Here is a 26,989-nt window from a genome sequence, read left to right as displayed (position 1 = left end):
AAACAGATGGGGCAAGGGGTCTTGTGGGCCGGGCCACATTACCCCTTGCCCCACCTGTTTTTCGGTTCAATCGAAGCCGTCAGGGAGACGTCGGACCGTTGTAGATTTCCTGCCAGTGGATGACCCGGTCGTGGCTGCGGAACTGACCAAACTCGAGCTGGGCGCGCGGGTTTTCATTGTAGTCGGCATCCACTTCGGGCCAGCGGAACTGCAGGAAGGGCAGATTAAGCGCATCCAGATCAATTTCAACATCCACAGTGCCACCATTGCCTTCACCGGGCGCCGTTGCCGTGAAAGTTGCGTCACTGGGACTGGTCGCACTTTCCACGCCCTGCACCTGGCCTTCAAAGAACTCGGTGGTCTGGGGCGTGTCAATCCCCGTGTCACCGTCCTCCAGACTGCCTGTATAGGTCCCGGGCACCAGCGTCAGTTCGGCGGCATCAATCACCGTACAACTGTCATCGGTATTCACCACAAAACGCTCGCCATCAAAATATTCCACCCGGAAAGTGATAGCCAGGTCTTCAGTTTCCGGACCAAAGGCGTTGTTGATCAGCAGACGGCCATAGCGGAAATCGTGCTCGGCGATCAGGCTGTACTCCGGGGTAGCCTGGGTGATCTCGGTATCAAGGTCGTTCGGATCCAGCGTGACTCCGTCGCTATCGATGGGCACAAAAGCGATCTTGATATCCTCAAACGGACCATCGGGATTGGCGGGGTCGGCGCGGCTGAATGCCAGATTACCTTCCAGCACCAGCTCGCCACCCTGAACGACCGACCAGTCGCTCTCGAATGCCACCGGTACCGACACATTGTCCAGTCGCGTGCTGAGATCATTATTGTCGGCGCTGGCCACTTCTTCAATGGCGCGGAAGTTCAGGTCCGTATAGGCAGAGAGCTTGGCAAAACCACCGCGGTAATTGACGGTTGTTGCACCCTGGGTATTACGTGCTACCAGCTCCAGTTCTATGGCAAACGGTTCGTCCATGTAGGTAAAAATGGAGGGCGGCGTGCAGCTGGCGTCAATGCGCGGCAGCAGCATGGCAGACAGGACATCGAAGCGGCGCGGATAAAAACGGCCGACATCACTGACAACACCGCGAACGACATCAGTACCCCGATAGGCCAGCGGGTTGTCGTTGACATCAACCAGCTCAGCCTGGAGATCGATGATACCGACTTCGTTATAACTCACGCTGGCACTGCCAGTGGCAGCGACCGCGAAGTTGTCAAAATTGTTAAAGGTCAGCGTGTCATTGCTCAATTCCCCACGTACGCCACCCAGGGCCTCTGCCTGATTCTCCAGCACGGTAAGCCTGACAGCGTAGTTATCAGCAGCACCGACTGTGTCGTAGAAGAAATTCGGTGTCGGGCGGTTGTCATACAGGTTGGCACCGGCATCGGGTTGACCGTCCTGGTCATCATCATCGTCAATGGCCTGCCAGGCCATAGCGGTGACGACAGTATCAAAGCCTTCGCCGGCATACACAAAGACGGTACCGTCATCATCAACTGCCAGGGAGTCTGCCGGGTTTCCGGCTCTATCCGCGAAATTGTCAGCGAGCAATCCTCCGCCAGCATTGGTCCGGTCATTTCCTTCATCGCCGGGGAAATTGATGGCAAACCCGAACGGCCTGACCACAAAGGTATTGCTACTACCGAGCATGTAGTCGCCTGATACGCCCGGCGGCGTCAGCGGGTCGTTGGACGTTATCGGATTGGACGTTATCGGGTTGGTATCACCAAAGAAACCAAAAGGTATGTTGTAGCGGCTGTGCAGCTGCATGATGCCCACATCGGAATAATTCAGCTCGACGGTGGCACCAACGTCACCTGAAGGCTGCGTGATAAAGTCCAGCTCAACCTCTGTGTACGCGCTTGCACCTGCCGTGTTGTTGTTATCGACCAGTGCAACCGACTCACCATTAACACTGAAACTCTCACCGCTGACACAGCTATCGGCGTCAGTGCACTCTGCACCGATTTCGATGGGCAGGGTCTGGCCGGCGTCAAACAGCGGTACACACTGCAGCGGGTCCTGGTCCGAGCTTCTGACGCCCTGGACGGTCAGCAGTTGCCCCAACGGGGCAACATTCGATGGCTTACCAGCAATCTGTGTGCCTATGGTGTAATTGTCCTGGGATTCGTTATAGAACACCAGGCCAGCTTCAGCGATCTGCAGTGTCGGATCTTCGTCGACACGCTCTGAAGCGGCGCTGGTCTGACCCAACACATTGATATCGACCGGCTGCCCGGCACCTGCCGGGACGGTGTAATTGAGCAGCAGACTGACCGAGCTTTCTCCCTGCGGGAAGGTATAGGTAGCAGAACCGTTGTCCGCTTGACTGGCGAGCGCTGTCAGCGCACCACCGCCGCTCAGAACTCTGGCCCACACGCCTTTGCCCGGCGAGATGCTGATGTTGATGGTTTCGCCATTGGCATTGATCGGATTGTTCGCCGCATCATGGGCAATGATGGTGACCGGCGTGCCCACGCAGGAGATGCCGAAACCGCTGTGCTGGATAGCATAATGGTCAAGCGAGCCAGAGCCGGTATAGCCACACTCATCGGTGGCGGTCTCAATCTTGACATTATCGATAAAGAAGCGACCTGTCACTGCATAACCGTTAGCGATGCGGAAGCGGATCTGCGAGGTCGTTGTCATGTTCGAGTTGCCACCCAGCGCCGTGGTCAGATTCAACGACGCGCTGCCACTGCCGCTTCCGCTGACGCCCGTATAGGACGTCAACTGCGTCCAGGCCGGATCACTGGTGCTGGTACCTCGTGCTTCTATCACCACCTGATCGGTTGAAGCGGCACCGGTATAATTGTAATCAAAACTCAGCACGACATCTTCTGATGCCGGCACTGAAGCCAGATTAAAGGTGCGTGCCAGCGAAGGCTGAATACTGTTGTTCACGGCATAGGTGTTGGAGCGTAAGCGCAACTTTTGATGACCACTGATGTTATTGATGTCATTGATGACCTGAACATTGCCCGTTGCCGGATTGGCGCCGATGGAAGCACTCTCGCCATCAACCTCTGACCAGTCGGCTGCCCAGTTGCGTGTGCCATCATTGCGGCCGTAAGACACCGTATTGAACAGATCCTCCCAGGTGATCTCGGTCAGTTCATCACTGAAGACAAAGTTGGGATTCTCGCTGGCCAGCACGGACGCGATGCCATTGGTGGCAGTAATCTTGATGGTCGCGGCCTGGTCATAGCTCAAGCGCAGTACCACGGAACCGTCGTCGGCAGGGTCAAAGGTATAGATTGCCGCGCCATCATCCAGCGTGCCATTGTTGAGCGTGCCTTGCACACCGGTGTGGGTCGACCAGTTACCGACGCCGGTGCTGGTGCCAAGTCGCACCGAGCCGTAGTAATCGTCGTCGCGTGTGTGTGTCAGCCCGTCATGCTTGCTGATGCGTACCAGGGCAAACGCACAGACGCTGCCGCTTTGCTCAACCTTGATACTAAAGTGACCGATATAGCCGTCTTCCACCAGATGCAGCGCGTCAAGCCGGCGCTGCGCCGCTGTCGGTTGCGCCAGCACATCCGGCGTGAACACACCCAGTTCCTGATCGCCCAGGAACAGGTTCTGTGTGCTGTCATCGGTACGGTTTAGCTCCGTGACATCATCGCGGGTGACAATGGTGCCGTCCACCGGATCCATAGTCGGGTCGTCGCCGATCGTTGCGGTTTCGTTGTCAACCGACAGCGCTATGGTGTCGATGGTTGCTGTCGGATCATTGGGGTCGACACGAAGGTAAAACGCGTCAACATCAACATTGCCGTTGCCTTCGGTGGCACCAAACACATCATCATCGCTGCCTTCCATATAAACACTGGCAGTGACATTGGCGCCGCTTCTGTCCAGCGCAATGATATCCGATGACGTAAATGTCAGGCTGTCGAAACTGGTGGTGGCGCCGCCGGTGGTCGAGATCAATACCGTACACTCCGAATGTCCGGCACTGGTGGGGCAGTCATCATTGACGTATACACCATTGATATTGACCGACTCATGGTTATCGAACACGGTTGAGCCCTGCAGGAACATATAGGCGATGCCGGAAATAGGGTCATAGCGCACCAGATCCCAAGGCTCGAATGCCAGGTTATTAGTGCCAATAACACTGCTGCCATTGGCAGATAGTATCAGGTGGCCGTTCTTTAGCAGATGCACGGCATTGATGTCATCGACGCGGCCGGCATTGGTCACGCTGTCATCAAAGAACATGATGGCTTCGTTGGTCGCCGGATCATAAATAATCAGGTCATCGTTCTGGAAGTTGGCCAATCCACCGATTGACGTATCGTTGCCAGGCGTGGATACCGACAACAGGAAGCGTTCCTGAGAACCGACCGGCGGTCCGACAATAGTGGTGCTGTTAGTCGACGTATTGTTGCTCTGAACGGTATCAAAGTTACCGGTGCCAACTACAACCTGGGCGGTGTTTACCACACTGGCACGGGCGCTGCCGGTGACCAGCACTGCCAGTGTCAGCGTTGTGCTTTCATTCAACGCCAGCACGCCATCAAACTCACAATTCAGTGTCGGCGTCAGTGTACTGCAGGTCCATTCTGTGTCAGCGCTGCTGGTGCCGGTAAAGGTGACACCTGAGGGTTGCGCATCAGAGATGGTGAACGGCACCGTTGTATCATCAGGCCCCAGATTGGTGACTACCAGCTCATACTCACCGGTCTGATCCACTTCCAGCGTATCCACCACTGACTTTACGATACGCAGATCAGTGCGAATACCCTGAACGGTCGTGACCACGCTTTCAACGTTGTTGTTGGCGTCCGTCTTGGCGGTCAGTGTATTGACATCAATGGCGCCACCCTGCAGATCGTACTTGTTATCAAACTGCGGCGAACGATCACAGTTGCTTTCCAGTGGCAGCAGCCCTGTGGTCGTTGCTGAACAGTTACCACCGGTATGCACAATGCGCGCTGTCACCGTGCGGTTATTCTGGTTCAGGGTGAAAACGTCAGGCCCTGCCAGATCCACATTGACAGTCAGCGTAGGCAGATCAGCGCCGGGCGCCAGCGATGTGCCGATATCGTAGGTACAGGTAAAGGCACCGTTTGCCGGTGCCGTGTTAACCGTACATGACCAGCCAGTGCCGGACACCTGACTGGCATTGGCGAAGGTCATACCCGTGGGCAACTGCATCGCCAGAGTGACTTCCCCCGTTGCCTCCCCGCCGTTCGACGTGCCGTTGCCGTTGTTGGTAACAGTCACTTCGTAGGTGCCATCACCGTTAACCTTGAAATCGCCGCTCTGACTGATGAACACTTCCACATCAGCGATGGGGAAGTTGGTTACACTGATCACTTCGGACACCAGCATAACCAGGTCCTGCCCCGAGCTGTACCGCGTGGTAATGCGCTCAGCTTCGTTGCCCGGTTGCGAGAAATCGAACAGGGTGTCATTACCCAGGTAATGAGTATCTACATCGACACCATAGCTACTACCGATCTGACTGCCACTTCGACCGGCGAGCTGTGCATCCGGGCCGGCGAAGTCAATTTCGTAACCATCGTTATTCTGGCTGTTGGTAATCAGCGCAGGATCCTTGCCGATCCATGAGTAGAACGGCGGGTCAACACCATTGTCATAAAGTTCATACAACGGTCTGGTAATGGTCTCGTTAAACTCGTTGTTTACCGGATTATAACTATTCAAGTGTTCCTGCGACAGATTATTAAAGTCAACCGAGTCCGGCTCATCCTGGATACTCAGGGATTCATCACCGTTGGCAAGTCCTGAATCGCCTTCAATAGTAAAATGTGTGACCTGGCCGTTTGGCAGGTAGCGATCATTGTCATACGTCGCCATTCGGAAGTTACGCGGCACCAGAGTAAAGGAGGCCCACTGGAAGGGCTGAAAGCCGTGAAACAGATTGACCACGCGCAACTGCTCGTCGTCGTTGTCGTAGATAACAATCAGAGACCAACCTGCCGCACAAGTGCCGTTGTTATCCCAATCACCGTTACTGGACACCTCGAAGTCACTTACCCGATAGTCATCATTGACGGTGACAATATCAGTCACATCGGCATAGGCTGCAAAGAAGTCAACCACGCTGGTGGAAGTTCCAATAATATTAAATACCTCATCCGCAACTATCTGAAATTCTGAAGGAGAACCACCCCGTTCGAAAGTGACAGTATTGTCCACCTGCTCAGGACTACCCTGGCCAGCCCAATAAAGATAGGCAGCCCGAACACTGGAATTGGGCGGCATGTCCAGTGTTGCTTCGGTTCCTACTGAAAAGTCCACAAACGCACAATCTACCGCCGCATTTACGGTAGCACCTGATGGCTGTGTGCGCAACGACGCACCAATTGCGCGATAACTCATGGCACCGGAAAATGTTTTATACAGAATAACCGGTTCAAATCCTTCGGCCAGCGGCTCACCTTCCACTCTGGGTTCAAACGCCGCCACGATGTGGGCATTACGCGTTGGTTCAATGTTCAGGTCTATCGAATTACCTGACCTGAATGGCTCCACCACGGTAACCACGCCCAATGAACTGAGAACCCCGGCAGAACCTCCAGAGCGACCATTGTCAGGTCGCGCTTGTAGCTCAGCCGTGCGCGGTGGCGGATTCAGCTGACCGGTATCAAAGCCGCCCCACAGACCGACCAGCGGGTTGGGCTGTGTCGCAAGATAATAATACGTATTGTCGGCTGCACCGTTCTGGGTATCGTTAGCCGTAACACTGAACACAAATGAATTGTTCGACTCGGTCGAAATTGTAGTGACAGCGTTGTGGCGGAACTCTCCGTTTTGCACAGGCTGACTGTAGTTGGTGCCGTTGAGCGGACCGGTTGGCGGGTCTGCAGCCTCAACTGGCAGTGTCTGCGCTACGCCTACCACACTGGTCAGGCAGATAGTAGTGCTGTCACCTGCCGCGCCGCCGCTGAATACACCCTGGTAAGTACCGGCCCCGGCGGGCAGGTCGGCGCCAAAAATTGTCCATAGCTCAACAGCAACATCATCCGAATACGGGCCAACGCCATTGAACTGGCGTTTCACCAACGACATGGCATCACCATCAAAGGTCGCTGACGTACCGGTGTTGGCGCTGGCACGATCTTCAATCTGGTGCGTGGACATCAATACCATTCTGGAATCAGTACCGGCCAACGGACTCGCCGCCGGGATCGCAATGCTGGCCAGATTGGTCGTAAAGTCATCACGATCCGTACACACAGGGCCAGCGAAGATTTCCGGGAAACAACCCGTGTAGAACAGAGTGGGGTCCGCTGACGGCACTTCAACTATCAGGCCTTCATCGTCTACCACATCAAAGTTGTATTGCGCCGGTGACTCGCTACTGAATACCAGCGTCACCTGTCCGGCATCGCCGGCGGTAAAGGCATAGTCGGCGATACCGGCATCTGCGCCCGACGGTGCCGGCAAGGCATCATAGGTGCCGCCGTCTTCGAACCAGTCGCCACGTCCTGCGTTATTGGAGATGCGCATGGTGCCACGAAACTCTGTCGCCAGATCCGCATTGCGGTCACGTACATTGAACTGAACCTGGGTTATGGTGCAGGCATTACTCTGTGCCTCGGGCAGGATAATTTCGAAGGTGCACAGGTCTATTTCGAGATTCTGGTCATACATGTTGGCACTGTTGCCAGCATCCTGGTTCACATCATCGGTAATATTGATATTGACCGGCCCGCTGTCCCGGCGGTGTCGGAAGCCCAGCGAAATGGTGCCCAGATCACTGGCGACAAACTCATAGGTGGCAAAGCCGTCTTCCTCGAAAGCATCGGTCAGGGTACCGTCGGACAGGCTGATATCCTCCCAGCTGCCAAAACCGGTCGATGTGCTGAGCTCCACTTGTCCCTCATAATCGGTAACCGCATTGCCAGCGCGATCGACGATGGAGATATCAACCTGCGCAATCGAGCATACGTCGGAGTCGGTACCGTCAGGGAAAACGATCCGGAATACGCAAGCCTCGTAGTCAATAGTGGGATCAAAATTGCCTGATGGCTGCGCCACATTGGCCGCAACAATATTGAAATTGATCTCGTCGGCAGCCTGTACAGCAAAATTCAGCGTAATCTCACCTTCGTCACCGGTCTGAAAAGGATACGTGGCGCTGCCGTCACCAGGGCCGGCGGTGAGATTGCCCAGCGCATCTGCGGCAACACCGGTTTTACTCCAGTCGCCGCTGGTGATACCGACAGTACTCAGGTTGAGGGTTCCGGCATAATTCATCACCACCGATGCGTTCGCATTTACCACTTGTATCCGGATTTCTTCGATACGGCACACACTGGAGTCAAGGGCCGTCACATCGCCCGCGACAAAGATGCGAAACGAGCAGGCGCTCACCGTCAGCTGACCATCGTCGTCGCTGACCGTGGCAATATCACCGGCCACGGAAGTGATGTCAAAGGTATAGGTACCGGCAACATTGGTATAACCCAATTGAACCTCACCGTCATCGCCGGCGCCAAATGTATACGTCGCAACACCATCACCTGCAGTGCCATTGCTGAACACGCCCGGCTCACCAAAAGCGTTGCTCCAGTTACCGGTATTCGATGAACTGCTGACCGTAACCTGACCAAGGTAGTCGCTGAGCACATTACCGTCGGCGCCCAGCACCGAGAACGTCACGGCCGAGGCGGCACAGACGCCACCCTGAATATTGTGTGCAACCGCAAACGAACACTGGCCAATTTCCAGCGGCGGGCCATAATTCTCAGTGCCGATGGAACCGGCATTGGCGTCGAACGACAGACTGGCGTTAGCCGTGGTGGTCATAAACTCAAGCTGCACTGTGCCTGTGTCAGTGGCAATAAACTCATAGGTGGCCGAACCATTGCCCAGATTGGTAAAATTCCCCGGAAACCCGCTGGCCAGATCGTAATCACCATTACTGGCATCATTGGAAATCGTGACTGTGCCCTCATAATTCAGCACCGGATTGTCATTGGAGTCGACGACATTGATGGTAATCAGGGTGAACGGCGCACAGGTACTGCTCAGATCATCGTGTTCAACTTCGAAGTGATAGGTGACAATTTCGACATTGTTGGACACCACTGAGCCTGTCGTGCCGTTGACGGTAAAACTCAAGGTCCGCACGCCAGCAGCGCCCGTGATGCTGAGATTGTTGAAAGTCGCCTGACCGCTGGCATTGGTTTGCACCGACGTAGTTCCGCCCAGCGTGCCGCCACCACTGGCGATCGCCACCGTGACGGTGGCGTTGGCGACGACACTGTTATTGGAGTCCCGCAACACCACCACCGGTGCCTGATTAAACGCAGCACCACTGATGGCCGAGGCAGACGGCTGCGTTTGTATGGTCAGGGTTGGCGGGCGATAGCGCACGAAGACCACACCCGAACCACCGGCCGCGCCATTGACCGAGTTGTTGCCGCCGCCGCCGCCACCGCCGGTATTGGGAGTGCCTGCTGTCGGCGTGATATTGTCGCGACCACCGGCACCGCCACCACCCTGGCCACCGGCACCAGGCAGAGACAGATTCTGTGCCGCGCCACCGCCGCCGCCACCGGCATAAAAAGTGGCTGTACCAGAGATACTGTATTGCAGGCCGATACCACCTTGTCCGCCATTTTCCCCTGTATTACCCGCGATATCCTGACCGGCGCCGCCAGCACCGCCACCGCCGGTTGCGGGTGCACCGCCGGGAGACCCTGGCATGTTGCCACCCCGAAACCCTGCGCCGGTGGTTGCTGCGCCCGGTTGCAAGGCGACACCGCCATCGTTGCCGCGAGAGCCACCGCCGGAGCCGCCGGCACTACCTTGCGCGTTGCCGCCAGCACCGCCGCCGCCGCCCAGTGCGGTCAGGCTACCAAAGACAGAGTTACCGCCATTGATGCCATTGGCGTGGCCGGTCCCGGGACCGCCGGCACCACCGGCGCCAACAGTGACGGCGACCGAACTGCCGACAGCGAATCCGGTTCGATACACCAGGCCACCGGCACCGCCACCACCGGCGCCCGCAGTCCCGAATGCGCGCGAGGTACCACCGCCACCGCCGCCGGCAACCACCAACACGTCAACCTGGCTCACACCCGGTGGCGGCGTGAATGTGCCGGATGAGTTGAATCTGTGGACTATAAACGGTTGAGTTGGCGCGATGTAACGCACGATGACCACACCGCTGCCGCCCGCTTGTCCGGGGTGGGTGTTGAAGAAATTTTCGCCGCCACCGCCACCACCACCACCGGTGTTGGCCGCGCCCGCAGTGGCCGGGCCGTTCTCGTTCGCGCCGTTACCGCCACCACCCTGGCCACCGGTACCCACAGGGTCGTCGTTGCGCCTGCCACCACCGCCACCACCGGCGAACCAGCCGCCGGCCCCGCCCACGGCGCCAAACTGGGCGCTGTAATTCAAACCAACGCCACCATTGCCGCCCGCATTGTCGGTGCCTATAGCACCGGCCGCACCCGCGCCGCCACCACCGCCACCACCTTTACGGTTGTTGTTGTTGTCTTCGCTGCCGGCACCGCCCGGGTTACCTTGCGTCGGTGTACCTATAGCTGCGCCACCGGGTCGTGCATTGTTGTTCGAACTGGTGCTGCCACCACCGCCGCCAGAGCCACCGTTGCCGCCGCCACCAGATCCCTGATCGCCGCGGCCACCGCCGCCGCCGCCAACCGTTGACAGCGCGCCAAATGAGGACGCACCACCCTGCTGGCCATTGCCGCTGAGGTTGTTACTGGTTGTGCCGCCGGCGCCGCCAGCGCCGACCTGGACGCTAAAAGATGGCTGGTTAGCGTTTACGCCAGTGACAAACCTCAGGCCACCCGCACCACCGCCGCCGCCGCCATCTTCATAACCACCGCCACCACCACCACCGGCAACAATCAGCACGTCCAGGCTGCTCAGGCCTGCGGGGGGCACGAATGTGCCATTGCCATTAAACACGTGGACCGTGTACGCACCCTGAGTGCTGATATTGCCACCGGTGCCAAGAATCGGCGTATTGACCTGGGCAACGATCCCGCCGCTACCCCTGACACTGACCGGACCCGGAACCTGGGCAATGACCAGACCGGCCACCACCAGCAAACCAGCACCGACACACACCCCACGCACGAGCCAGCGCCAAAGCCCTTTTTCAGGGAGCTCAGCAATTTTCCTGGTTCTGGCGGTGAACTGCCGGTGTTGGGGCATAGTCGAAGAGTACCAACAAACTAACGGTTTATTATTAACTTAGGCATTATATCGGCTAACGCCGGTTTTAACGGCCCACAGTAGCAATATGCCTGCAATTTGTCCCCATATTTACCCGAAGGCATGGCGGTTTAGATTGCAAATTTGTGCACCCGAACACAAAATACAGGCAGTTCAAGCTAACCACACGGAGTCCAACATGGAACTGGAATACAAGATCGTGCAATCAACCACGCCGCACTTTGCAAAATCCGGCAATCTCAAGGCGGTACTGGACGAGGAAGCACAGTCCGGCTGGCAACTGGTTGAGAAGTTCGACAACTACAAGATCCGTCTGCAGCGTGATATCAGCCATCGTACCGGGGATGCTACGCGCACGGTTGACGCCTACCGCACCCAGGTTGGTTTGAGCAATTTTGTCACCTACGGCACGGCGACTTTCGTCACATTGGCAGTGGTGCTTGTCATATTCCGTTTGGTGGGCACCTTCTAGAGCGCTAAAGCGCATTGGGTGTCATTCGTCAAAACTGGTGCGAACCTGCACTGTGCGACTGACATCACCACAAATACCGGTACTGTTGATGGTGTAATACTCCAGGCCATCAACAGTGGCGTCCAATGCACAGCTGACCTCCGCGCTGCACACCGACAAACCGGGCGCAGTGAATTCGTAAATCCGCGGACTGCCTTCGTTATCCGGACAGACGGCGGTGACGTCGTAACGCGGAAACTCATCGGGCGGGAACAGTGCATTCATGGCAAATCCAGCGCCCGACTCGGCGGCATAGAAGGCCCGTGTCAGGCGCACCTCCTCTTCAAAGGTTTCGGCATTTTGCGACACCAGCAAACTGATGGCGACCGCAATCGTGGACATCAGGGTAATCACAAAGATGGCGGCTGGCAGGCCGACGCCACGCTGACGGGTCGCAATGCTGCCGGTGAGCTTTGATATAGTACTTTTTTCAGGGCACATTGCGCATCAAGACCTCATGTTTCAGACTGACCACATCCCCTTCGCTGGTAAAGTTCAGATCCATTGCCAGAATTGCGTTACGCCTTAGCGTGGGCTCCAGCAAGGTAAACGCTGAGCGGGCACTATTGTTAATATTGTCACTGATCAGGGCACGATCCGGCGCCGACGTTGGCAAACATGACGCAGTCGCCGGTGTGCACTGATCCTCCGGTACATCGTAGTTGCTATAGCGGAACAGTCGACTGCCCACAATACAGAAACTGACCGGCGTTTGTGCCACATAAAAGCGACTCACCGGCGAGCGGCGAGTAAAACGGTGCTGCGCGTCAAGGTGCACGGTCACGATGCCATCGGCGCCGCCGGTATCCTCTATCTCGTCAATCAGGGCCATCGGGCCGGGATTGGCAAACTCGTACAGAACATCGGTATTGATGGGATACACCACCGCATATACCTCGGCTGGTGAGGCATACAGCAGCGTCGGATTAAAGTCGACGGCATCGAACTCCGTATCACCGGTGCCGGTAAACGGGGCGTCCAGGTAACTGGTGGCGCCGACAAATGGTATGAACTCCAGGCATTGGTCACCCGCCGGTTGCGCCGCCGTGACCCGTATACTGTTGGGCACCGAATTGTGCAACTCCAATGCCAGCCGGTCGACCACGGTGCGGCCTGACGACGCCAGCTTATTGCGATTGCTGCTGCTGGCAAAACCCTCTACCGAGTCGCCAATATAGTTCACGATACCGACAGCAATAATCGATGACACCAGCACGGTGATAACAATTTCGATCAGCGTGAAGCCACGCTGCCTGTCAGAAATTGGCTTTATAAACACTGAAACTCCAGTCACTTGAACGCCCGGCGTGGCTGACCGTGACGGTGACCAGCTTTGCATCTTCCGCATCAGTCAGATCATCCGCCTCGGTGGCCAGGGTTTCTTCGGTACCACCCACACCAAGCTCAAGATACCGCACCGAGACTTCCACCCGAAAATTATCGTAACCCACCCGCTCATTGCCTTCCGCATCCTGCAGAGGGGTCGGTTGATCACGGCCTTCATCCAGGCCATCATAGTCGTCCACATCATCATAGTCTTCGCGTGCCGTCTCGCCACCATCGGGACCAAAGTCACCCTCGTCAGTGCAATTGCTGCGACACGGTGGAATGCCTCTGGGCGCGGTGTTTTCATCAAAACGCTTGGCCAGGATTTCATCCAGGTAACTTTGCGCCAGCGCCACGGCGCGGGTCTCCAGCAAGACATCCGAGCTACGAGAAATGGCACCGGAGATAGACGCACTGACCCCTACCAGCGCGACTGCCAGAATCACAATGACGGCCACCAGCTCGATCAGCGTTAAACCTGCCTGGCTGTGAGGCGACCTATTCAATGCAATCCCCCACGTAGGCGTAACCTGCCGCCGATAAACACACCGACATCACCGGATCGTTGTTGATGCAGACGCGGGCACCGCTGGTCACTTCCTGTGGATACCCTGGTGATCCGACAACACCACCTTCCAGAAGATCGCCAAGCTTATTGTAATAAATCACCATGGGCGTGCTCAGCGAAATCACCGATGCACCCCCTACCACACTGCAGCTGGCAAGCTGGTTGGTGTCCCCGGAAGGAATCACCTCCGCCAGATCAACGTCAATGGACTCCACCACACCGGTGTCGTCTTCAATGCGAAACTGCAGGTTGTTGCCGATAGGTTGTATTTGGAGGCTGACGTCCGTGCGCCCGATGGCTTTCTGTTGGGCTGAACGGGCAATTGATACCAGTTGATCGCGAGCAATGATGGGATTGTAGGTGTCGCTGCGCAGGATTCGGGCCATGGCCACAGCGGAGACGATACCAATCAACAAGACAACAATGACGAGCTCAATAATGGAGAAGCCTACACTGTGACTGCGAGGACTTGCATTCGATAAAGCCATAAACGTCACATCGCTTTTCAGTCTCGCTGTTTCACACGTTTGTAGCATAGTTTGAAACCCGAAAGGTAAAAAGGCAAATACCCGCAGGGCATTTGCCTTTTACTCATCATACAGCTTCCAAGAGTGCCTTGGGAGCTTATTGTACCGGGCCGTCGTAGGTCGCGCCGGCTATCAGGTTGTCTGACGTCGTATAAACCGACACACGTCCTGTCCATGGCACATACAGAATGGCCCGATCATAATTACCAGCTTCTGCCGCGTAGACAAAGAAACAAGCCTTCGCTGAATCTGAATAGTTAGAAGGATCACCAGTGGTCCCACTCAACTCATCGCCAAGGCGAGCAAACCCTGTGTCGAATGTTATATCTTGCGCGAACGCTATAAAGTCAGCCGTTGTGGTATCAAGCACTGTAGTCAAGCTCGTATCGATTGTGGTTGCGCTGGTCAAAGTCAACGTGTCTGTTGTGGAGGCGATAGAAGGTGCACCTTCCTGAAGAACATTAGAGAACACCTCAACGCAGTTGGCAGCGTCAAAACTGGCTTCAGTCACGCTATTTTCAGTAGCCAGTGGGTAGCCAGTAGCCGGCCCTGTAAAAGTTCCCGGAGTGAAGTCACTGTCGTTTGTAGTGGTGCCGCCGTCAGCATCATAAGCGCCAGTCTGATACCCGGGAGCGCCGCGCAGGCCGCCGTAGGAATTCAGCGGAGTCTGAGCAGCACGCTGACCACGCGCCACCCATTCTGCTCGGTAAAGAGCCGTACCAGTAACAAATCCACCGGCAGTGGCATCAAACGCAGAATCGTGCGCCTGAGTTGTCACATCAATAAATCGCGGCAGCGCGGTGGCGGCCAGGATGCCCAACAGCAGAATCACGACCACCAGTTCGATGATGGTGAAACCCTGTTGCTTGTTCACTCGTTGCATTTGCATGTTATTGCTCCTTTGATCATGGATCCCGTCGTATGTCGGGCATTCGATACTGCATTACATTCCGGCAGATACCGGCAGGTTTGGTTTAGAGAACCCGAGCTAAAATCTTTGCCCGTCATTAACTTAACAGTCGTACTTAAACCACGTTTCCTCTAGCTGGTGGCCATGCTAACAGCAGTCATGGGGCATCGCCATCGTCAAACCGCCTAATCATCCCTAAATTGGCCTTCTCAGCGCGTTTTCGCCTGATTTTGCCCGGAGAAACGCCGAAAAACCCCAAGGCCCTCTATTTTAATTATTTATTTCAGCAACTTACAGCGTTTTATGCCCGATTTTTACCCACACTCACTGATCGCTGATAAGGCTCCCCAGTGACTCTGGTATTTCCGGCGCACCCTGCGCCTCCTGCTGGGTTTCCGCAATAGCGTCGACATCCAGCGGCACGCGTCGCCACTGGTAAGGCTCTACCGCCGCCAGGCTCAAACCCTGCCAGCCCTGTTCTGGCGCTGCGTCTGGCGCGCGAGTGCTACTGATACGAAAACGTACCTGCTCGCTGGGCTGTGTCCCGTTACTCCCAACGGCGTACAAATTCTGCGTATTTTCAGCCAGATACACCAATTCTCCACGATTGGTATCAAAGTACCAGACGCGACGCGGCATGGTCGACAAATCCACCATGGCGAACTCGCCGACGTAATTGCTGGGTGCTTCCAGCATCAGACTCATGGGATTAGTGCCTTCCAGTGCCTCCGCACGCCCATTCCAGTTGCCACTGGCAATCATGTCCATCATCTGCAGATTAACGCCTGTCTTCAGTTGCGCCAGCACAGCGGTAAAATTGGCTCGCTCCGCCTCGCCAGGGAATTCCCGGTAGCGGTTGATCACCGTAGCGAACAGAATGGATGACACCAACAGGTAGACCACCAGCTCAAACATCGAGAAACCGGCCTGCCTGCGCGGCATTTGGATGCCGGCCCCATATTTGCCTTTGCTCATAGACCCGCCTTGACTCGTTTCAATTGTTCACCGCGCTGCTCAGGTCCCAGATGGGCAGGAACACACCTAAAGCCAGCACCAGCACCATGCCCGCGATAAACATAATCAGAATAGGTTCAATGACCTCACCCAGTCGCTTGAGGTCATACTCCACTTCGGCATCGTAAAAATCTGCGACCTCCTCCAATAACTGATCGATCGTGCCGCTTTCTTCGCCAACTGCAATCATCTGCAAGATCAGGGGCGAGAACATGTCGGCCGTTACTGCGGTGTTATACAGAGACTCACCGCGCGAAATGCCATCACGCATACGCAGGATGCGCCCGGCAATAAATTTATTGCCCACCGCGCCGGCGACTACACCCATGCCATGCACAATAGGCACACCGGCTTTAAGGATCATGGCAAACGTGCGGGAAAACCGTGCCAGCGCAATACGGTTAAAGACCGGTCCGGCCAGGGGTATCTTCAGTTTCTGATGGTCCCAGATCAGCTTGCCGCGCCTACTGCGCACCCAGGTCTTGAAACCAACAACAGCCGCGACCGTGCCACCCAGCAAAAATTGCCACCAGTTAACCACAAAATCAGAGATACCAATGAGAATTCGCGTCTCCAATGGCAACTCGGCGCCCAGGCGGGCAAAGGTCTGCGAGAACGCCGGGATGACAAAATAGGTGATAATGCCCAGCGCCACTGCCATGGTGCTGATCACAAAAATCGGGTATCGCGTTGCACTTTTCACCTGTTTGCGGGTGCTTTTTTCCAGTTCCAGATAACGACTGATTTGCTCAAACGCCAGATCCAGTCGACCGGTGTTCTCACCTACATCAACCAGGGACAGAAACAGTGGCGAGAACACTTTGGGATGATGGCCCAGCGCGGTTGACAGACTTTGGCCAGATTCCAGATCCGCCAGCACCTCACCTATCAACTGTTTGAGACGAGGGTTTTTCATTGACCCCCTCAGACCGGTGAGCGCCCTGTCGAGCGGCAGTCCGGCCTTGGTCAGGCTCTGCATCTGGCGGGAAAAAATGATCAGCTCGGTGATATCTATTTTCTTGCGCATCAGAGCATCATTTAACTGCTGCAAGCCTGATTCTGGCGGCTTGGTGCCAGCCCCTTTGCGCACCGCAGGGCGCGGGCGGGCGCTTTCCTGCGGCGTTGCTATGCGCCCGCGACCACTGCGGCCTGCCTTGATGTCAATGGGGGTCATGCCCTGCTCCAGCAATTCACCGGCCGCCGCGTCCAACGTTGCAGCATCCACTGCGCCCGAGATCAGGGCTCCCGCGGAATTTCTGGCTTTATACTGGAATACCGGCATGATTTACACAGCCTCGCTTTGATCAATCATGGCCTGATCCGGCATGCTCTTTTCCTGCATGAAATCACCTTCACCATCGACCTGTTCAGCCACGCGGTAGACCTCTTCCAGGCTGGTCACGCCGTTGAACGCTTCCTGTAAAGCACTGACCACCAGCGGTCGGTAGCCTTTGCTTTTACGTGCAGACTTGACGAAGTCCGAAGAACTGGAGCGACGCAAGGCGTCGGCCATGTCATCGTTGATCACTAACAGCTCAAAGACGCCAATTCGACCCTTGTACCCGGTATTGTTGCAGCGGTGACAGCCGCTGGGTGTCTTCAGGTTATAAGTGCGGGGACTATCGGGCCCCATCACATGTGCCATCCAGCTTTTTTCACGCTCATCAGGCGTATAGTCTACAAAACAATTGTCGCACAGACGCCGGACCAACCGTTGCGCTAACACAGCCCGAATCGCCGTTGCCGCCAGAAACCCTTCCGCGCCCATATCTACCAGTCGCATGGCGCTGGATACCGCATCATTGGTATGCAGCGTTGACAGCACCAGGTGGCCGGTCATCGCCGCGCGCAGCGCAATCTCGGCGGTTTCCTGATCACGGATCTCGCCTACCAGCAGGATATCAGGATCCTGACGTAGGGCTGCGCGCAACACTTTGGCGAAACTCAAGCCAATTTTGGGATTGATCTGCACCTGATTGATCCGGCTCAACCGGTATTCGACAGGATCTTCCACTGTGATAATTTTTTTGCCGACTTCGTTCAATTCCTGCAAGGCACCATAAAGCGTGGTGGTTTTACCAGAGCCGGTAGGCCCGGTGACGAGAATCAGACCATGTGGCATATGCACAAGCTTGCGAAACTGCTCCAGCATGGCACCATGCATACCAACGTTGTCCAGATCTGCCGCACCATCGGTCTGATCCAACAGTCGCATCACCACCGACTCACCGTATTCAACGGGCATGGTGGACAAACGCACATCAATGCGACGCTCTTTGACTTTAAGGCTGAATCGGCCGTCTTGCGGCAGCCGTTTTTCCGAGATATCCAGGCCCGACATCAACTTCAGGCGCAGCACCAACGCCGGCGCAATGCGTCGCTCTTTGACCACCTGCTCCTGCAGCACACCATCGATGCGCTGACGGATTCGCAACACCTGCTCATCAGGCTCAATATGAATATCTGATGCGCGTATCTGGATGGCATCCTGGAACAGGGACTGCAGGAGTTTGACCACCGGTGCATCGCTGTCATCCGCCGAGGGGGCCAGTGCTGCCAGGTCGAACTGGCCATCGGTTAACTCGTCATCAAGCTGCTCAGCAAAACCGGCAATTTCATCCGTGCGGCGGTAGACTATATCGAGCGTCGCCAGCAGCTCACTTTCGCGCACAACCGCCTGGTCGATCGGCTGCTGCAGTATCCGCTCAAGCGCATCGAAGGCATAGATATCAGTCGGATCAGCCATGCCTACCAGCAGCACGCCACCTTTCTCCGACAACACTATGGCGCGGAAACGCCGGGCGTGCGTTTCGGACAGTTTTTGCACGGCAAGTGCGTCGAAGCGATAGCGGCGCAGATCGACAAAGGGAATATTCAGTTGCTCTGACAGGAAACCCAGAAACCTGTCTTCCTGAACAAATCCGAGATTGATCAGCGTACGCCCCAGGCGCACGCCGGTGGACTTCTGTTTCGTTAACGCCTGTTGCAACTGATCTTCAGTGATGACTGAATTCTGAACCAGCAGATCGCCAATACGGATTTTCTGTTTCATCGCCATAGTTGGCTCCGTTCAGTTGACACCGACTGTTTGACGCAGGGCCTGAAGTTTTTGCTGGCTGTTTTGCCGCAGAGTGACACTCAGACCGCCCGAGCGCAGGGCTCTGTCATAAGCGCTTATAGCATCTGCAAGTCTGCCCTGTGCTTCCAGCGCTGAACCCATACCGTACCACCAGCGGCCAACCGATTCATCCTGCTGCAGTAACATGCGGTAACTGACTGCTGCACTGTCATAGCGCTGCGCTGACAGGTAGGCCGTGGCCAACAGGTCATGGTACTCAGTATCAGCGCTGGCCGATGGCGCATTGCCGGATAACACCCCCAATGCCTGATCGGCAGCCCCCTGGCCAAGCAGCACGCGCGCCTTGACCTTGCGATAGCCGTCGAACTGAGGAGCGATGGTCAAACCAAGCTCTACTGCTTGCAGGGCACGTTCTGTTTCGCCTTGTTGCAGTAACAGTTTGGCCATGGTTTCGCGTGACCTGTGCGCCTCGGCATTCTCGAAGGTAAAGCTATCCAGTGTTTGCAGCGCAGTCAGCCTTTGCCCGCTGCTCCATTGTTGCAGCGCCAGCTGTACCTGTTGCCGATCACGGTCTTCAAAGCTCAGTTCCCGCGGGCTGCGTGAACTACTGCCGGTATTGGCGCCGGACGACGGCGCGACAACATTCGCCAGATCTGGCGCTACACCAACCGATGTCTGCTCAGCCAGACCACTTCCCGCTTCCCCACGCTCAGTCTCCTGACCCGCCAAAGGTACCTGCTGTGCTGACCAATCACGGGATTGGTCAGCTCCACTGACAGTCTGTTGTGCGCGTTGCTCCGACTGGCTTTGTAGAGTATGGGTCTGGACCGCAGCCTGGCTTCCAGGCTCGCCACTTGCCGCTTGCGAGGCTTGTGCCTGCAATGCCCGATTCTGCTGCTCCAGGCGTTCCAGCCTGGCGGTCAGCTCATTCAACGTGTCCTCATCCCGCGCAACGGGGACCTGAGTGCCGGGTGCCTGTGCGGACAATTCTGGTTGCGCCTGAGTCCTGGCCATTGTTGCCGTCTGCTCTTCTACGCCCTCTGACGCAGTATCCGTGACCACGTTTACCGGCGCCAGTGAACCCGTACTCACACCTCCGCCGCTTAAAAATAGCGTTGCGACCAGAGTTGCCAGTACGCACAACAGCACAACGCCTGCCAGCAGCGAACGGCGACGCGAGCGGCGCGCGTCAGCCTCTGCTGCGGGTACCAGTTTTTCGGCGCCGAGGCCACGGGTCGGCGCTTCACGCCGACGAGCATCAAGGTCCCGCAACATGTCATTAACCAGACTCATAATTACTCATCTTCCTGTTCGTCGAGACCGTTCAGCTGTCTCGCTCAGCGCAGATAATATCCGACCAGATAGATCGCCAGCACTGCAAATGCCACCACCATGACCGCACCGGCAGCCGCGAACTGTCGGGCATTGGTTTTGGGTAACGCGACACCTTCGGTGTCCTCAATAGATTTGCGCATGGGCTCACGCCCGACCACTCTTTCACCCCGGCCAAAAGCCACCATCAACGACTTGTGACACAGAATATTGACGATTCTGGGAATGCCCTTACTGGCAGCAAACAGATCGTCCAGGGCAGCTGATGTGAATACGCTGGGACCGTTGTAACCAGCGGTAGCAAGGCGATGTGAAACATAACGCTCAAGACCTTCGCGATCGAGTGACTCCAGTCGATAGGAAAAGGTAATTCTTTGCAGCAATTGTCTGAGTGATTTCTCGCGCAACATCTCATCCAGTTCCGGTTGCGCAAACAACACCACCTGGAAAAGCTTGGTCTGCTCAGTCTCCAGGTTTGTCATCAACCTCAGTGCCTCCAGCGTCTTCTCCGGCATCGCATGGGCTTCGTCAATAAACAGGACTACCTGGCGCCCGTCTGCGGAATACTGCATAAGGACTTTGGTTATTTTTTTTAACAGGCTGTGGTGGCCGATATCTGAATCAGCTTCCAGACCCAATTCTTCCGCAAACGCCAGGAACAGTCCCTTGGGACTGAGTACCGGATTGGCGATATAGGCGCTGACATAGGTATCCGGATTCTCTTCCAGGGTATTGAGCACCTTGCGGCAGAGCATGGTTTTACCCGTACCAACCTCACCCACAACCTTGATGAAGCCCTCGCGGTTGGAGATGGACACCATAAGCATATTGTAGGCTTTGTGGTAACTGGCCATATTGAGAAAGAACTCAGTGTTCGGGGTTAGCGAAAACGGTAGCTCTTTAATGGCAAAGTGCTCTAGGTACATAAGCGTCGCACTATCCTGAAATGTTAGTTTGCAAACGGATTGATCTCGTTTCTCAATCTCTGCAGGCGTTCATTCCCCTCGCGAATAATTCGTTGCTCCGACTGATCACTGGCAATCAGGGGGCGTAACAGAATAATAAATTCGCTTTTCACTGTAGTGCGCCGACGTTGGTCAAACACGCCACCTACCAGCGGGATGTCATTGGCTACGGGAATGCCGGCGGCGTCATCCAGACTCCGCTCATAAGCCAGGCCGCCCAGCACCACGATCCTGCCATCCTGAGCACGAATGATGCTGTCCAGCTCGCGCACCGAGGGTCGCGCCAATGGCACCTGCTCACCACCAATCTGCTTGGTCTGCTCGGTCACAGTGGTGATGGTCGGGTGCACATGCAAAGTGATAACGCCATCGGCACTGATCTGCGGAGTAATGTCCATCGAGATACCGGAGAAAAACGATTCAAGATTATTGCCGGACGTCTGTGTCACCGACGAGCCGGTGTTGATGACACTGGATCCGACACCCGTCTGGAAGAACTCGGAATCACCGTCCTGGAACACAGCCTTCTGGTTGTTGAGTACTTTAAGACTGGGACTGGACAATACCTGCGTGGTGCCGCGCGATTCCAGAATCCTGAATATTGCATCAAAGTCGGTGAAATTGGTAGCCAGGGCCAGCGGGTTGGAAATGGCATCAATACTGGAACCATTGTTGCCGCCACCGAAATCACCAGTAATTATGTTGTCCGACGCATCGGCGCCACCCGGACCAAAGGTATCGAAGTCAATTGCGGTCTGATAGCCCTTGTTCAGGACCACCTCGAGGAATTGCACCTGAATGGTGACCTCACGTGACAGGATATCCTGGGTAAGCTCCAGGAACTCTGCCACCCGGTCCAGCTCTCGCGGCGATGCAGTGACCATGATCAATCCTACCTGCGGCTGCACGATGACACGCGTAGTCTCCGTCACGGTGGCCGGGCCGCCTTCCAGACCTGCCAGCAATCCACTGCCGCCGCCGGTCCGGGTAACAGTGGTCTCCAGCATGGCTTCCAGAGTTTCCTGTATGTCTTCCCAGAAATCCGTTTCGGTATCGGTGGAAATCTGGCCACCACCACCAGCACCACCACCACCGCCGCCGCCGCCACTTAGGCCACCGCTGCTGCCACCACCGCCGAGCCCGCCGCTGCTGCCACCACCGCCGAGACCACCGCTGCTGCCACCGCTGCTGCCACCGGAGGCGCCGCTGGTTACCTGCACATTGGAGGAGCCGGCGCGGCTGACGTCAAGATAATCAATGTTGAAAATACGAGTCTGCATGCCAGCCGGCTGGATCTGATAGATATTATCGCGTCGGCTGATCTGATAACCATAGGTCTCTTCGACAGCGGTCATCACGTCGTCAATCGTCACATTGGGCAAGTTAATACTGATTTCACCCGACAGCTGAGGGCTGACCGCCACACCATAGTCAGTTCCAGCCACCAGGTTGTCAAAAAAATCGCGCGCGTTCTGACGTGAGGCCAACACATTGAAGCGTTCCGCTACAGGCGTCAGCAGATCGTCGCTCAATGCCATGTCAGGCATCAGGTCATCCACGATATCCTGCGCAGGCGCAACCTGTACCGGCTCAATATAGGATTGTTCTGCATCCGACAAAATGACTTGCATATCATCTATCATGGAGACGTCTGGTGGCTGCCTGGCGCCCATGGCTTCGCAGGCAAGCAGCACTACACAAGATGATAGTGCCAACACTGCCCGAATCCTTGCGCCAATTTTAACAGTTTCGATCATTCCAACTCCGTTGTTGCGCCAAACGGCTCGCTCACGTTTCTCATTGTTCCACCGGTGTTTTTACCGGCTGCGCAAATCTGCGCAGCACCCGTTCTTCACCGTCAATTAGCAGAACAACCTCTCCCGGCCGAATATCAACCACCGGGGCCCCCTCTATCACATCGCCGACCGTCACCTGGGTCTCGTTTATCACCGCTACCGGCGCCAATCCGCCAGAGCGGACAAAGGTCAGCTGCAGACTGCTCAGTCGCGGCCCTGTTTCGGGCGCCACCTCATCAACGTTATTGATGCTGGGCAAAATGGCCCAAGGGGGTTGCATCGGATCCCGAAACACCTCCCCATCAATAATGACCGTGACACTTTGTGCCTGCGCCTGTGTCTGGAACACCGCCAGCAGGAAAAGCCATGTTATAGCTCTAAACACCAACAAAACCCTCCTCGGTGCTCAGAGTGTGCAGCTCCAGCGTCATTAGACCTGTCGGCCATTCAGTGCGCTGGAAAGTGATCTGATCCCAGAAAAACCGCTCATTAAACGATTCGATTCTCTGCAGATACACGATAAGGCTCAGGTAATCACCCTCCAGCTCCAGCACCAGACTGTGCCTGAATATCTGGCCGCCGCCATCTGAGTCCCTGTCCTGCCCGGCGTCATTGCCCGGCGCAGGGTTAGCGACGCCCTGGCGCATCGGCGCGGGTTCGCGGTTTTCCACGCGCACCAGGTCCAGTCCGGGCTGATTCTCCAGCATTGACGTCAGCAGACGCGTCATTGACTGCGGCGTTACCAGATTGCCGGCCAGTTGTTCGATGTCGCCCTGCAAATCCGCTTGTGCCGCGATGGCCCGCTCAATGCGCACGCGCGCGGCCTGATTGGGGTCCTCTGCGGCTGAAATTTCTGCTTGCCGCTCGCGCTGTTGCATAAGCACACGCTCAGACTCTGCGACCGTGATCTGCTGCATCAACCGGTCATTGGACTCAATCCGGGGCGTCAGGTACCAGGCACTGACCGCCCACACCAGGCAGACCAGAACCAGCACACTGATCAGGCTCTTCTCGGCCAGCGAGCGATCATTAAATCTGTCTTCCAGGTCACGCCACCGTTGCATTGCACTCATCAGTTGGTCTCCAGCACAAAATCGTAAACCTGGGCACCGGTGGTTCCCTGCGTGCGGGTCGACGTCAAGCGGCTGAAGCGCTGATTGCTAATTTCGCTCTCGCCCATGCTCAGTCGCCCGACAAAATCAGGCAGCATGGCGGCCTCTTGGGCGCTGCCTCGCAAGGTGACGTTGGTAGCATCGCCGGCAATACTGATCTGTGTCAGCCAGAGCCCCTGAAATGAAGCGCGCGACAAGTCCTTGAGATGCTCGGAATAGCCGGTCAGATTCCCTAGCGCTGTGGTACTCATGAACTCATACAATTCGCGTGTCTGCGCCAGGCGCTGCTCGCGGGTTTCCATTTCCCGAACCAGTTCGCGGTCGGTCGCCCGACTCGCCACGTCGCGCTCAAGCGCCTCAGTGCGCTCACTTTGTTGTTGTAGCGCTTGCCGGGCGGCTACCAATTCCGCGTCCAGGCGGCCAGCCTGCCAGCCATGCCAGGTACTGATGAGAACCAGCACGCCAATGACAGCCATCAGCGCAACCACCAGGCGCGATGCAGTCAACCAGTCCCGTTTCGGCCGCAGCTCGGGAAGCAATAAATTGATTTGCTGGGTAGCCACAGACATTACTGCCGCCCCTCATGCAGGTTTACGCGCAGGGCCGCACCAATTGCCATCATGCAAGCCCCCTTAGTCTCAGGCGTGATCGTTTCCGGCGACGCCAGCTCAACCGCATAATCCAACACGCCGACCGGTGCCGCCAGCGCCTCGCCCAGGCTGTTCATCATCGATTCAGTATCTTTCAAGCGGGGCGCGATCATGATCTGGCTTACCGGATTCTGTCCCATCTGACTTTCGTAGTAGTCGAGCGATCGTTGAATCTCCAGCGCCAGGCGATCCCTGACCATTTCCCAATCGTCCTGTAGCAACGCGTCCGGGCCCACCAGCGTATTGATCTTCCGGGTCAGGTAGAGCTTGCCGTCGCGACTGACATTCATTGTGCTGCCGCTTTCCTTCAGGGAAACAAATGCCAGGCCGTTTCGATCATCCATCACATGGGAACTGATATTACGCATGGCCAGTTCCGGTATATCAATCGTCTGCAAATCAAGACCTGCGCGATCCACAGTGTCAATCAGCTGCTCCACAGAAGTCCGGGAGGCTGCCACTGCATACACCATTTTGCTCCGCCCCTGGAATGCATCTTCGGGTAGGGCAAATACATCAATCACGGCCTGATCCACCGGCATGTCCAGCAGGTCCTTTATTTTCCAGCGCACGGCCGCGCTGACCTCATCATCTGCTACCTGCGGCGCCTCTACCAGATAAATATTGTAATCGCGCGGCGCCAGTACACAGCTGCACTGGGCGCCTGCCAGCCCCGCCTCTACCACTATGTCGGCCAACTGCTGGCGCGCTGAAGAGCCATCAGCAATACCGCGGCGAACACAGTTCTCCAGAAACACGTCATCCCGCTTGCGAGTGATATGAGCCAGCGCGATACGCTGATCAGTGATCGACAATCCGACCAGACCCTCTGCGCGCTTTTTGTTCCCAAACCATGCCAGCAAAAAAACGCCCTCTTTCACAAGTACTCAAAATTGTTGAATTATAAAGCTTAAGTTGCCAGATTCTATAGCAAAAGCCGCGCTTCAGGGGTATATTTGGGGTCGAATTCACAGATTAGATCGAATCCCGCCTTGATCCACATCGTTTTATACCAACCCGAGATCCCGCCCAATACCGGCAACATCATCCGGCTGGCGGCAAATACCGGGGCGCGCCTGCATTTGATCGAGCCGCTGGGGTTTAACCTGGATGAAAAAAGTGTGCGACGCGCGGGCCTGGATTATCACGAACTGAGTCAGGTGCAAAGCTGGAAGAGCTGGGAGCAGTTCACCAACGAATCTGACGTGCAGCGACTGTTAGCGTTCACTACCAAGGCAACGCTTGATTATAGCCAGGCGTGTTATCAAGCAGGGGATGGGTTGTTATTCGGACCGGAAACGCGCGGCTTGCCGGCAGACATCCGGGATGCCTTGCCGGAGGCGCAACGCCTGCGCATCCCCATGCAGCCCAACAGCCGCAGCCTGAATCTGTCCAACTCAGTGGCTATTGGCCTGTATGAGGCGTTACGTCAGACCGGTTTCACCGGCCTGACGTAACAGGATCAAATCACGCCTGTGGCGCAGCCTGATCCTGCTGTTCTTTCTGTGCTTTTGACTGCGCGTAAACCGCGTCAAAATTCACCGGCGCCAGCATGACGGGCGGGAAGCTGCCACGCACCACCAGTGCATCAATGGTTTCACGTGCATACGGGAACAGAATGTTCGGGCATACGGTCGCCAGTGCCCGCTCCAGATCGCCTTCATTGAAACGATCCAGCGTGAAAATACCGGCCTGCTGAACTTCAACCAGGAAAGCAATGGCATCTTCCTGCTTGGCTTCGATCGTCAGGCGCAGCACAACGTTATAAACGCCGTCAGCCAGTTTTTCGTTGCTGGTATTCAGGTTAAAGGTGATTTTGGGCGCCCACTGACCCTTGAATACATCAGGGCTTTTGGGGGATTCGAAAGAGGTGTCCTTCAGATAGATGCGCTGCAGTGCAAACATCGGACCCTGTTGCTGGTCGCCTTGAGCGGCGGCCGCGTTACCATTCTGGTTGTTTTCGTTCTCTGCCATGATAAAACAGTCTCTCTTG

19 protein-coding genes are annotated in these 26,989 nt (G+C 56.2%); 2 read left to right on the top strand and 17 right to left on the bottom strand.

Going from position 1 to position 26,989, the window contains the following annotated elements:
* Positions 1–79: 79 nt before the first annotated feature.
* On the bottom strand, positions 80–11,185 hold the full coding sequence (locus ENH71_RS09820; protein ID WP_294137776.1) for a glycine-rich domain-containing protein: 11,106 nt from the start codon (positions 11,183–11,185) through the stop codon (positions 80–82).
* Positions 11,186–11,384: 199 nt separating this feature from the next.
* Between ENH71_RS09820 and ENH71_RS09815 the strand changes: the two genes are divergently transcribed.
* Entirely contained in the window at positions 11,385–11,678 is a 294-nt protein-coding gene (locus tag ENH71_RS09815; RefSeq protein ID WP_294135269.1) for a hypothetical protein, read from the top strand.
* A gap of 21 nt (positions 11,679–11,699) precedes the next feature.
* Here ENH71_RS09815 and ENH71_RS09810 read toward each other — a convergent pair whose 3' ends face one another.
* The 15 genes from ENH71_RS09810 to ENH71_RS09740 form a co-directional block, all read right to left on the bottom strand.
* Positions 11,700–12,158 carry a hypothetical protein gene (locus ENH71_RS09810; protein ID WP_294135271.1) on the bottom strand — a complete coding sequence of 153 codons (459 nt, stop codon included), beginning with the start codon at positions 12,156–12,158 and terminating at the stop codon, positions 11,700–11,702.
* Positions 12,148–12,996 (bottom strand): type IV pilus modification PilV family protein, encoded by an 849-nt coding sequence (locus tag ENH71_RS09805; RefSeq protein ID WP_294135273.1) that lies wholly within the window; start codon positions 12,994–12,996, stop codon positions 12,148–12,150. Before ENH71_RS09805 ends, ENH71_RS09810 begins: the two co-directional genes overlap by 11 nt.
* On the bottom strand, positions 12,974–13,549 hold the full coding sequence (locus ENH71_RS09800; RefSeq protein ID WP_294135275.1) for a type IV pilus modification PilV family protein: 576 nt from the start codon (positions 13,547–13,549) through the stop codon (positions 12,974–12,976). Before ENH71_RS09800 ends, ENH71_RS09805 begins: the two co-directional genes overlap by 23 nt.
* Positions 13,542–14,099 (bottom strand): pilus assembly FimT family protein, encoded by a 558-nt coding sequence (locus ENH71_RS09795; RefSeq protein ID WP_294135278.1) that lies wholly within the window; start codon positions 14,097–14,099, stop codon positions 13,542–13,544. The genes ENH71_RS09800 and ENH71_RS09795 overlap by 8 nt, the downstream gene beginning before the upstream one ends.
* Positions 14,100–14,235: 136 nt before the next feature.
* A complete protein-coding gene (locus ENH71_RS09790; RefSeq protein WP_294135280.1) occupies positions 14,236–15,027 on the bottom strand; it encodes a type II secretion system protein in 792 nt (263 codons plus the stop codon).
* A 345-nt stretch (positions 15,028–15,372) separates the two neighbouring features.
* On the bottom strand, positions 15,373–16,023 hold the full coding sequence (locus ENH71_RS09785) for a type II secretion system protein (protein ID WP_294135282.1): 651 nt from the start codon (positions 16,021–16,023) through the stop codon (positions 15,373–15,375).
* A gap of 19 nt (positions 16,024–16,042) precedes the next feature.
* Positions 16,043–17,344, bottom strand: coding sequence for a type II secretion system F family protein (locus ENH71_RS09780; RefSeq protein ID WP_294135284.1), 1,302 nt, complete (start codon positions 17,342–17,344; stop codon positions 16,043–16,045).
* A 3-nt stretch (positions 17,345–17,347) separates the two neighbouring features.
* The gene (locus tag ENH71_RS09775; protein WP_294135286.1) at positions 17,348–19,120 is read right to left on the bottom strand and encodes a GspE/PulE family protein; all 1,773 of its coding nucleotides are present in this window, start codon (positions 19,118–19,120) and stop codon (positions 17,348–17,350) included.
* A gap of 12 nt (positions 19,121–19,132) precedes the next feature.
* On the bottom strand, positions 19,133–20,434 hold the full coding sequence (locus ENH71_RS09770) for a tetratricopeptide repeat protein (protein ID WP_294135288.1): 1,302 nt from the start codon (positions 20,432–20,434) through the stop codon (positions 19,133–19,135).
* 44 nt (positions 20,435–20,478) lie between these two features.
* Complete coding sequence (locus tag ENH71_RS09765; protein WP_294135290.1) at positions 20,479–21,399, bottom strand: ExeA family protein; 921 nt, start codon at positions 21,397–21,399, stop codon at positions 20,479–20,481.
* A 23-nt stretch (positions 21,400–21,422) separates the two neighbouring features.
* Positions 21,423–23,156 carry a pilus (MSHA type) biogenesis protein MshL gene (locus ENH71_RS09760; protein ID WP_294135292.1) on the bottom strand — a complete coding sequence of 578 codons (1,734 nt, stop codon included), beginning with the start codon at positions 23,154–23,156 and terminating at the stop codon, positions 21,423–21,425.
* Between the two features lie 79 nt (positions 23,157–23,235).
* On the bottom strand, positions 23,236–23,619 hold the full coding sequence (locus ENH71_RS09755) for a hypothetical protein (RefSeq protein WP_294135295.1): 384 nt from the start codon (positions 23,617–23,619) through the stop codon (positions 23,236–23,238).
* Positions 23,612–24,307: a hypothetical protein gene (locus tag ENH71_RS09750; protein ID WP_294135297.1), complete on the bottom strand. Its 696-nt coding sequence runs from the start codon at positions 24,305–24,307 to the stop codon at positions 23,612–23,614. Before ENH71_RS09750 ends, ENH71_RS09755 begins: the two co-directional genes overlap by 8 nt.
* Complete coding sequence (locus ENH71_RS09745; protein ID WP_294135299.1) at positions 24,307–24,915, bottom strand: PilN domain-containing protein; 609 nt, start codon at positions 24,913–24,915, stop codon at positions 24,307–24,309. Before ENH71_RS09745 ends, ENH71_RS09750 begins: the two co-directional genes overlap by 1 nt.
* Positions 24,915–25,859: a type IV pilus biogenesis protein PilM gene (locus ENH71_RS09740; protein ID WP_294135301.1), complete on the bottom strand. Its 945-nt coding sequence runs from the start codon at positions 25,857–25,859 to the stop codon at positions 24,915–24,917. The genes ENH71_RS09745 and ENH71_RS09740 overlap by 1 nt, the downstream gene beginning before the upstream one ends.
* Before the next feature lie 129 nt (positions 25,860–25,988).
* Between ENH71_RS09740 and trmL the strand changes: the two genes are divergently transcribed.
* Positions 25,989–26,453 carry a tRNA (uridine(34)/cytosine(34)/5-carboxymethylaminomethyluridine(34)-2'-O)-methyltransferase TrmL gene (gene trmL, locus ENH71_RS09735; protein WP_294135303.1) on the top strand — a complete coding sequence of 155 codons (465 nt, stop codon included), beginning with the start codon at positions 25,989–25,991 and terminating at the stop codon, positions 26,451–26,453.
* Between the two features lie 10 nt (positions 26,454–26,463).
* On the opposite strand, the gene secB is transcribed toward trmL, so the two are convergent.
* Positions 26,464–26,970, bottom strand: a complete 507-nt coding sequence (gene secB, locus ENH71_RS09730) for a protein-export chaperone SecB (RefSeq protein WP_294135305.1) — start codon at positions 26,968–26,970, stop codon at positions 26,464–26,466.
* Positions 26,971–26,989: the final 19 nt, after the last annotated feature.

This window comes from Pseudohongiella sp. (assembly GCF_011050365.1).
Lineage (GTDB): Bacteria > Pseudomonadota > Gammaproteobacteria > Pseudomonadales > Pseudohongiellaceae > Pseudohongiella.
This window is presented reverse-complemented; position numbering and strand designations above follow the sequence as displayed.

What these genes read in the sequence shown, in the direction of transcription:
- ENH71_RS09770 (WP_294135288.1), bottom strand. Translation starts at nt 20,434, where the DNA reads ATGAGTCTGGTTAATGACATGTTGCGGGACCTTGATGCTCGTCGGCGT.
- ENH71_RS09785 (WP_294135282.1), bottom strand. Translation starts at nt 16,023, where the DNA reads ATGAGCAAAGGCAAATATGGGGCCGGCATCCAAATGCCGCGCAGGCAG.
- ENH71_RS09780 (WP_294135284.1), bottom strand. Translation starts at nt 17,344, where the DNA reads ATGCCGGTATTCCAGTATAAAGCCAGAAATTCCGCGGGAGCCCTGATC.
- ENH71_RS09795 (WP_294135278.1), bottom strand. Translation starts at nt 14,099, where the DNA reads ATGGCTTTATCGAATGCAAGTCCTCGCAGTCACAGTGTAGGCTTCTCC.
- ENH71_RS09815 (WP_294135269.1), top strand. Translation starts at nt 11,385, where the DNA reads ATGGAACTGGAATACAAGATCGTGCAATCAACCACGCCGCACTTTGCA.
- ENH71_RS09765 (WP_294135290.1), bottom strand. Translation starts at nt 21,399, where the DNA reads ATGTACCTAGAGCACTTTGCCATTAAAGAGCTACCGTTTTCGCTAACC.
- ENH71_RS09775 (WP_294135286.1), bottom strand. Translation starts at nt 19,120, where the DNA reads ATGGCGATGAAACAGAAAATCCGTATTGGCGATCTGCTGGTTCAGAAT.
- ENH71_RS09745 (WP_294135299.1), bottom strand. Translation starts at nt 24,915, where the DNA reads ATGTCTGTGGCTACCCAGCAAATCAATTTATTGCTTCCCGAGCTGCGG.
- ENH71_RS09810 (WP_294135271.1), bottom strand. Translation starts at nt 12,158, where the DNA reads ATGTGCCCTGAAAAAAGTACTATATCAAAGCTCACCGGCAGCATTGCG.
- ENH71_RS09820 (WP_294137776.1), bottom strand. Translation starts at nt 11,185, where the DNA reads ATGCCCCAACACCGGCAGTTCACCGCCAGAACCAGGAAAATTGCTGAG.
- ENH71_RS09750 (WP_294135297.1), bottom strand. Translation starts at nt 24,307, where the DNA reads ATGAGTGCAATGCAACGGTGGCGTGACCTGGAAGACAGATTTAATGAT.
- secB (WP_294135305.1), bottom strand. Translation starts at nt 26,970, where the DNA reads ATGGCAGAGAACGAAAACAACCAGAATGGTAACGCGGCCGCCGCTCAA.
- ENH71_RS09790 (WP_294135280.1), bottom strand. Translation starts at nt 15,027, where the DNA reads ATGCAAATGCAACGAGTGAACAAGCAACAGGGTTTCACCATCATCGAA.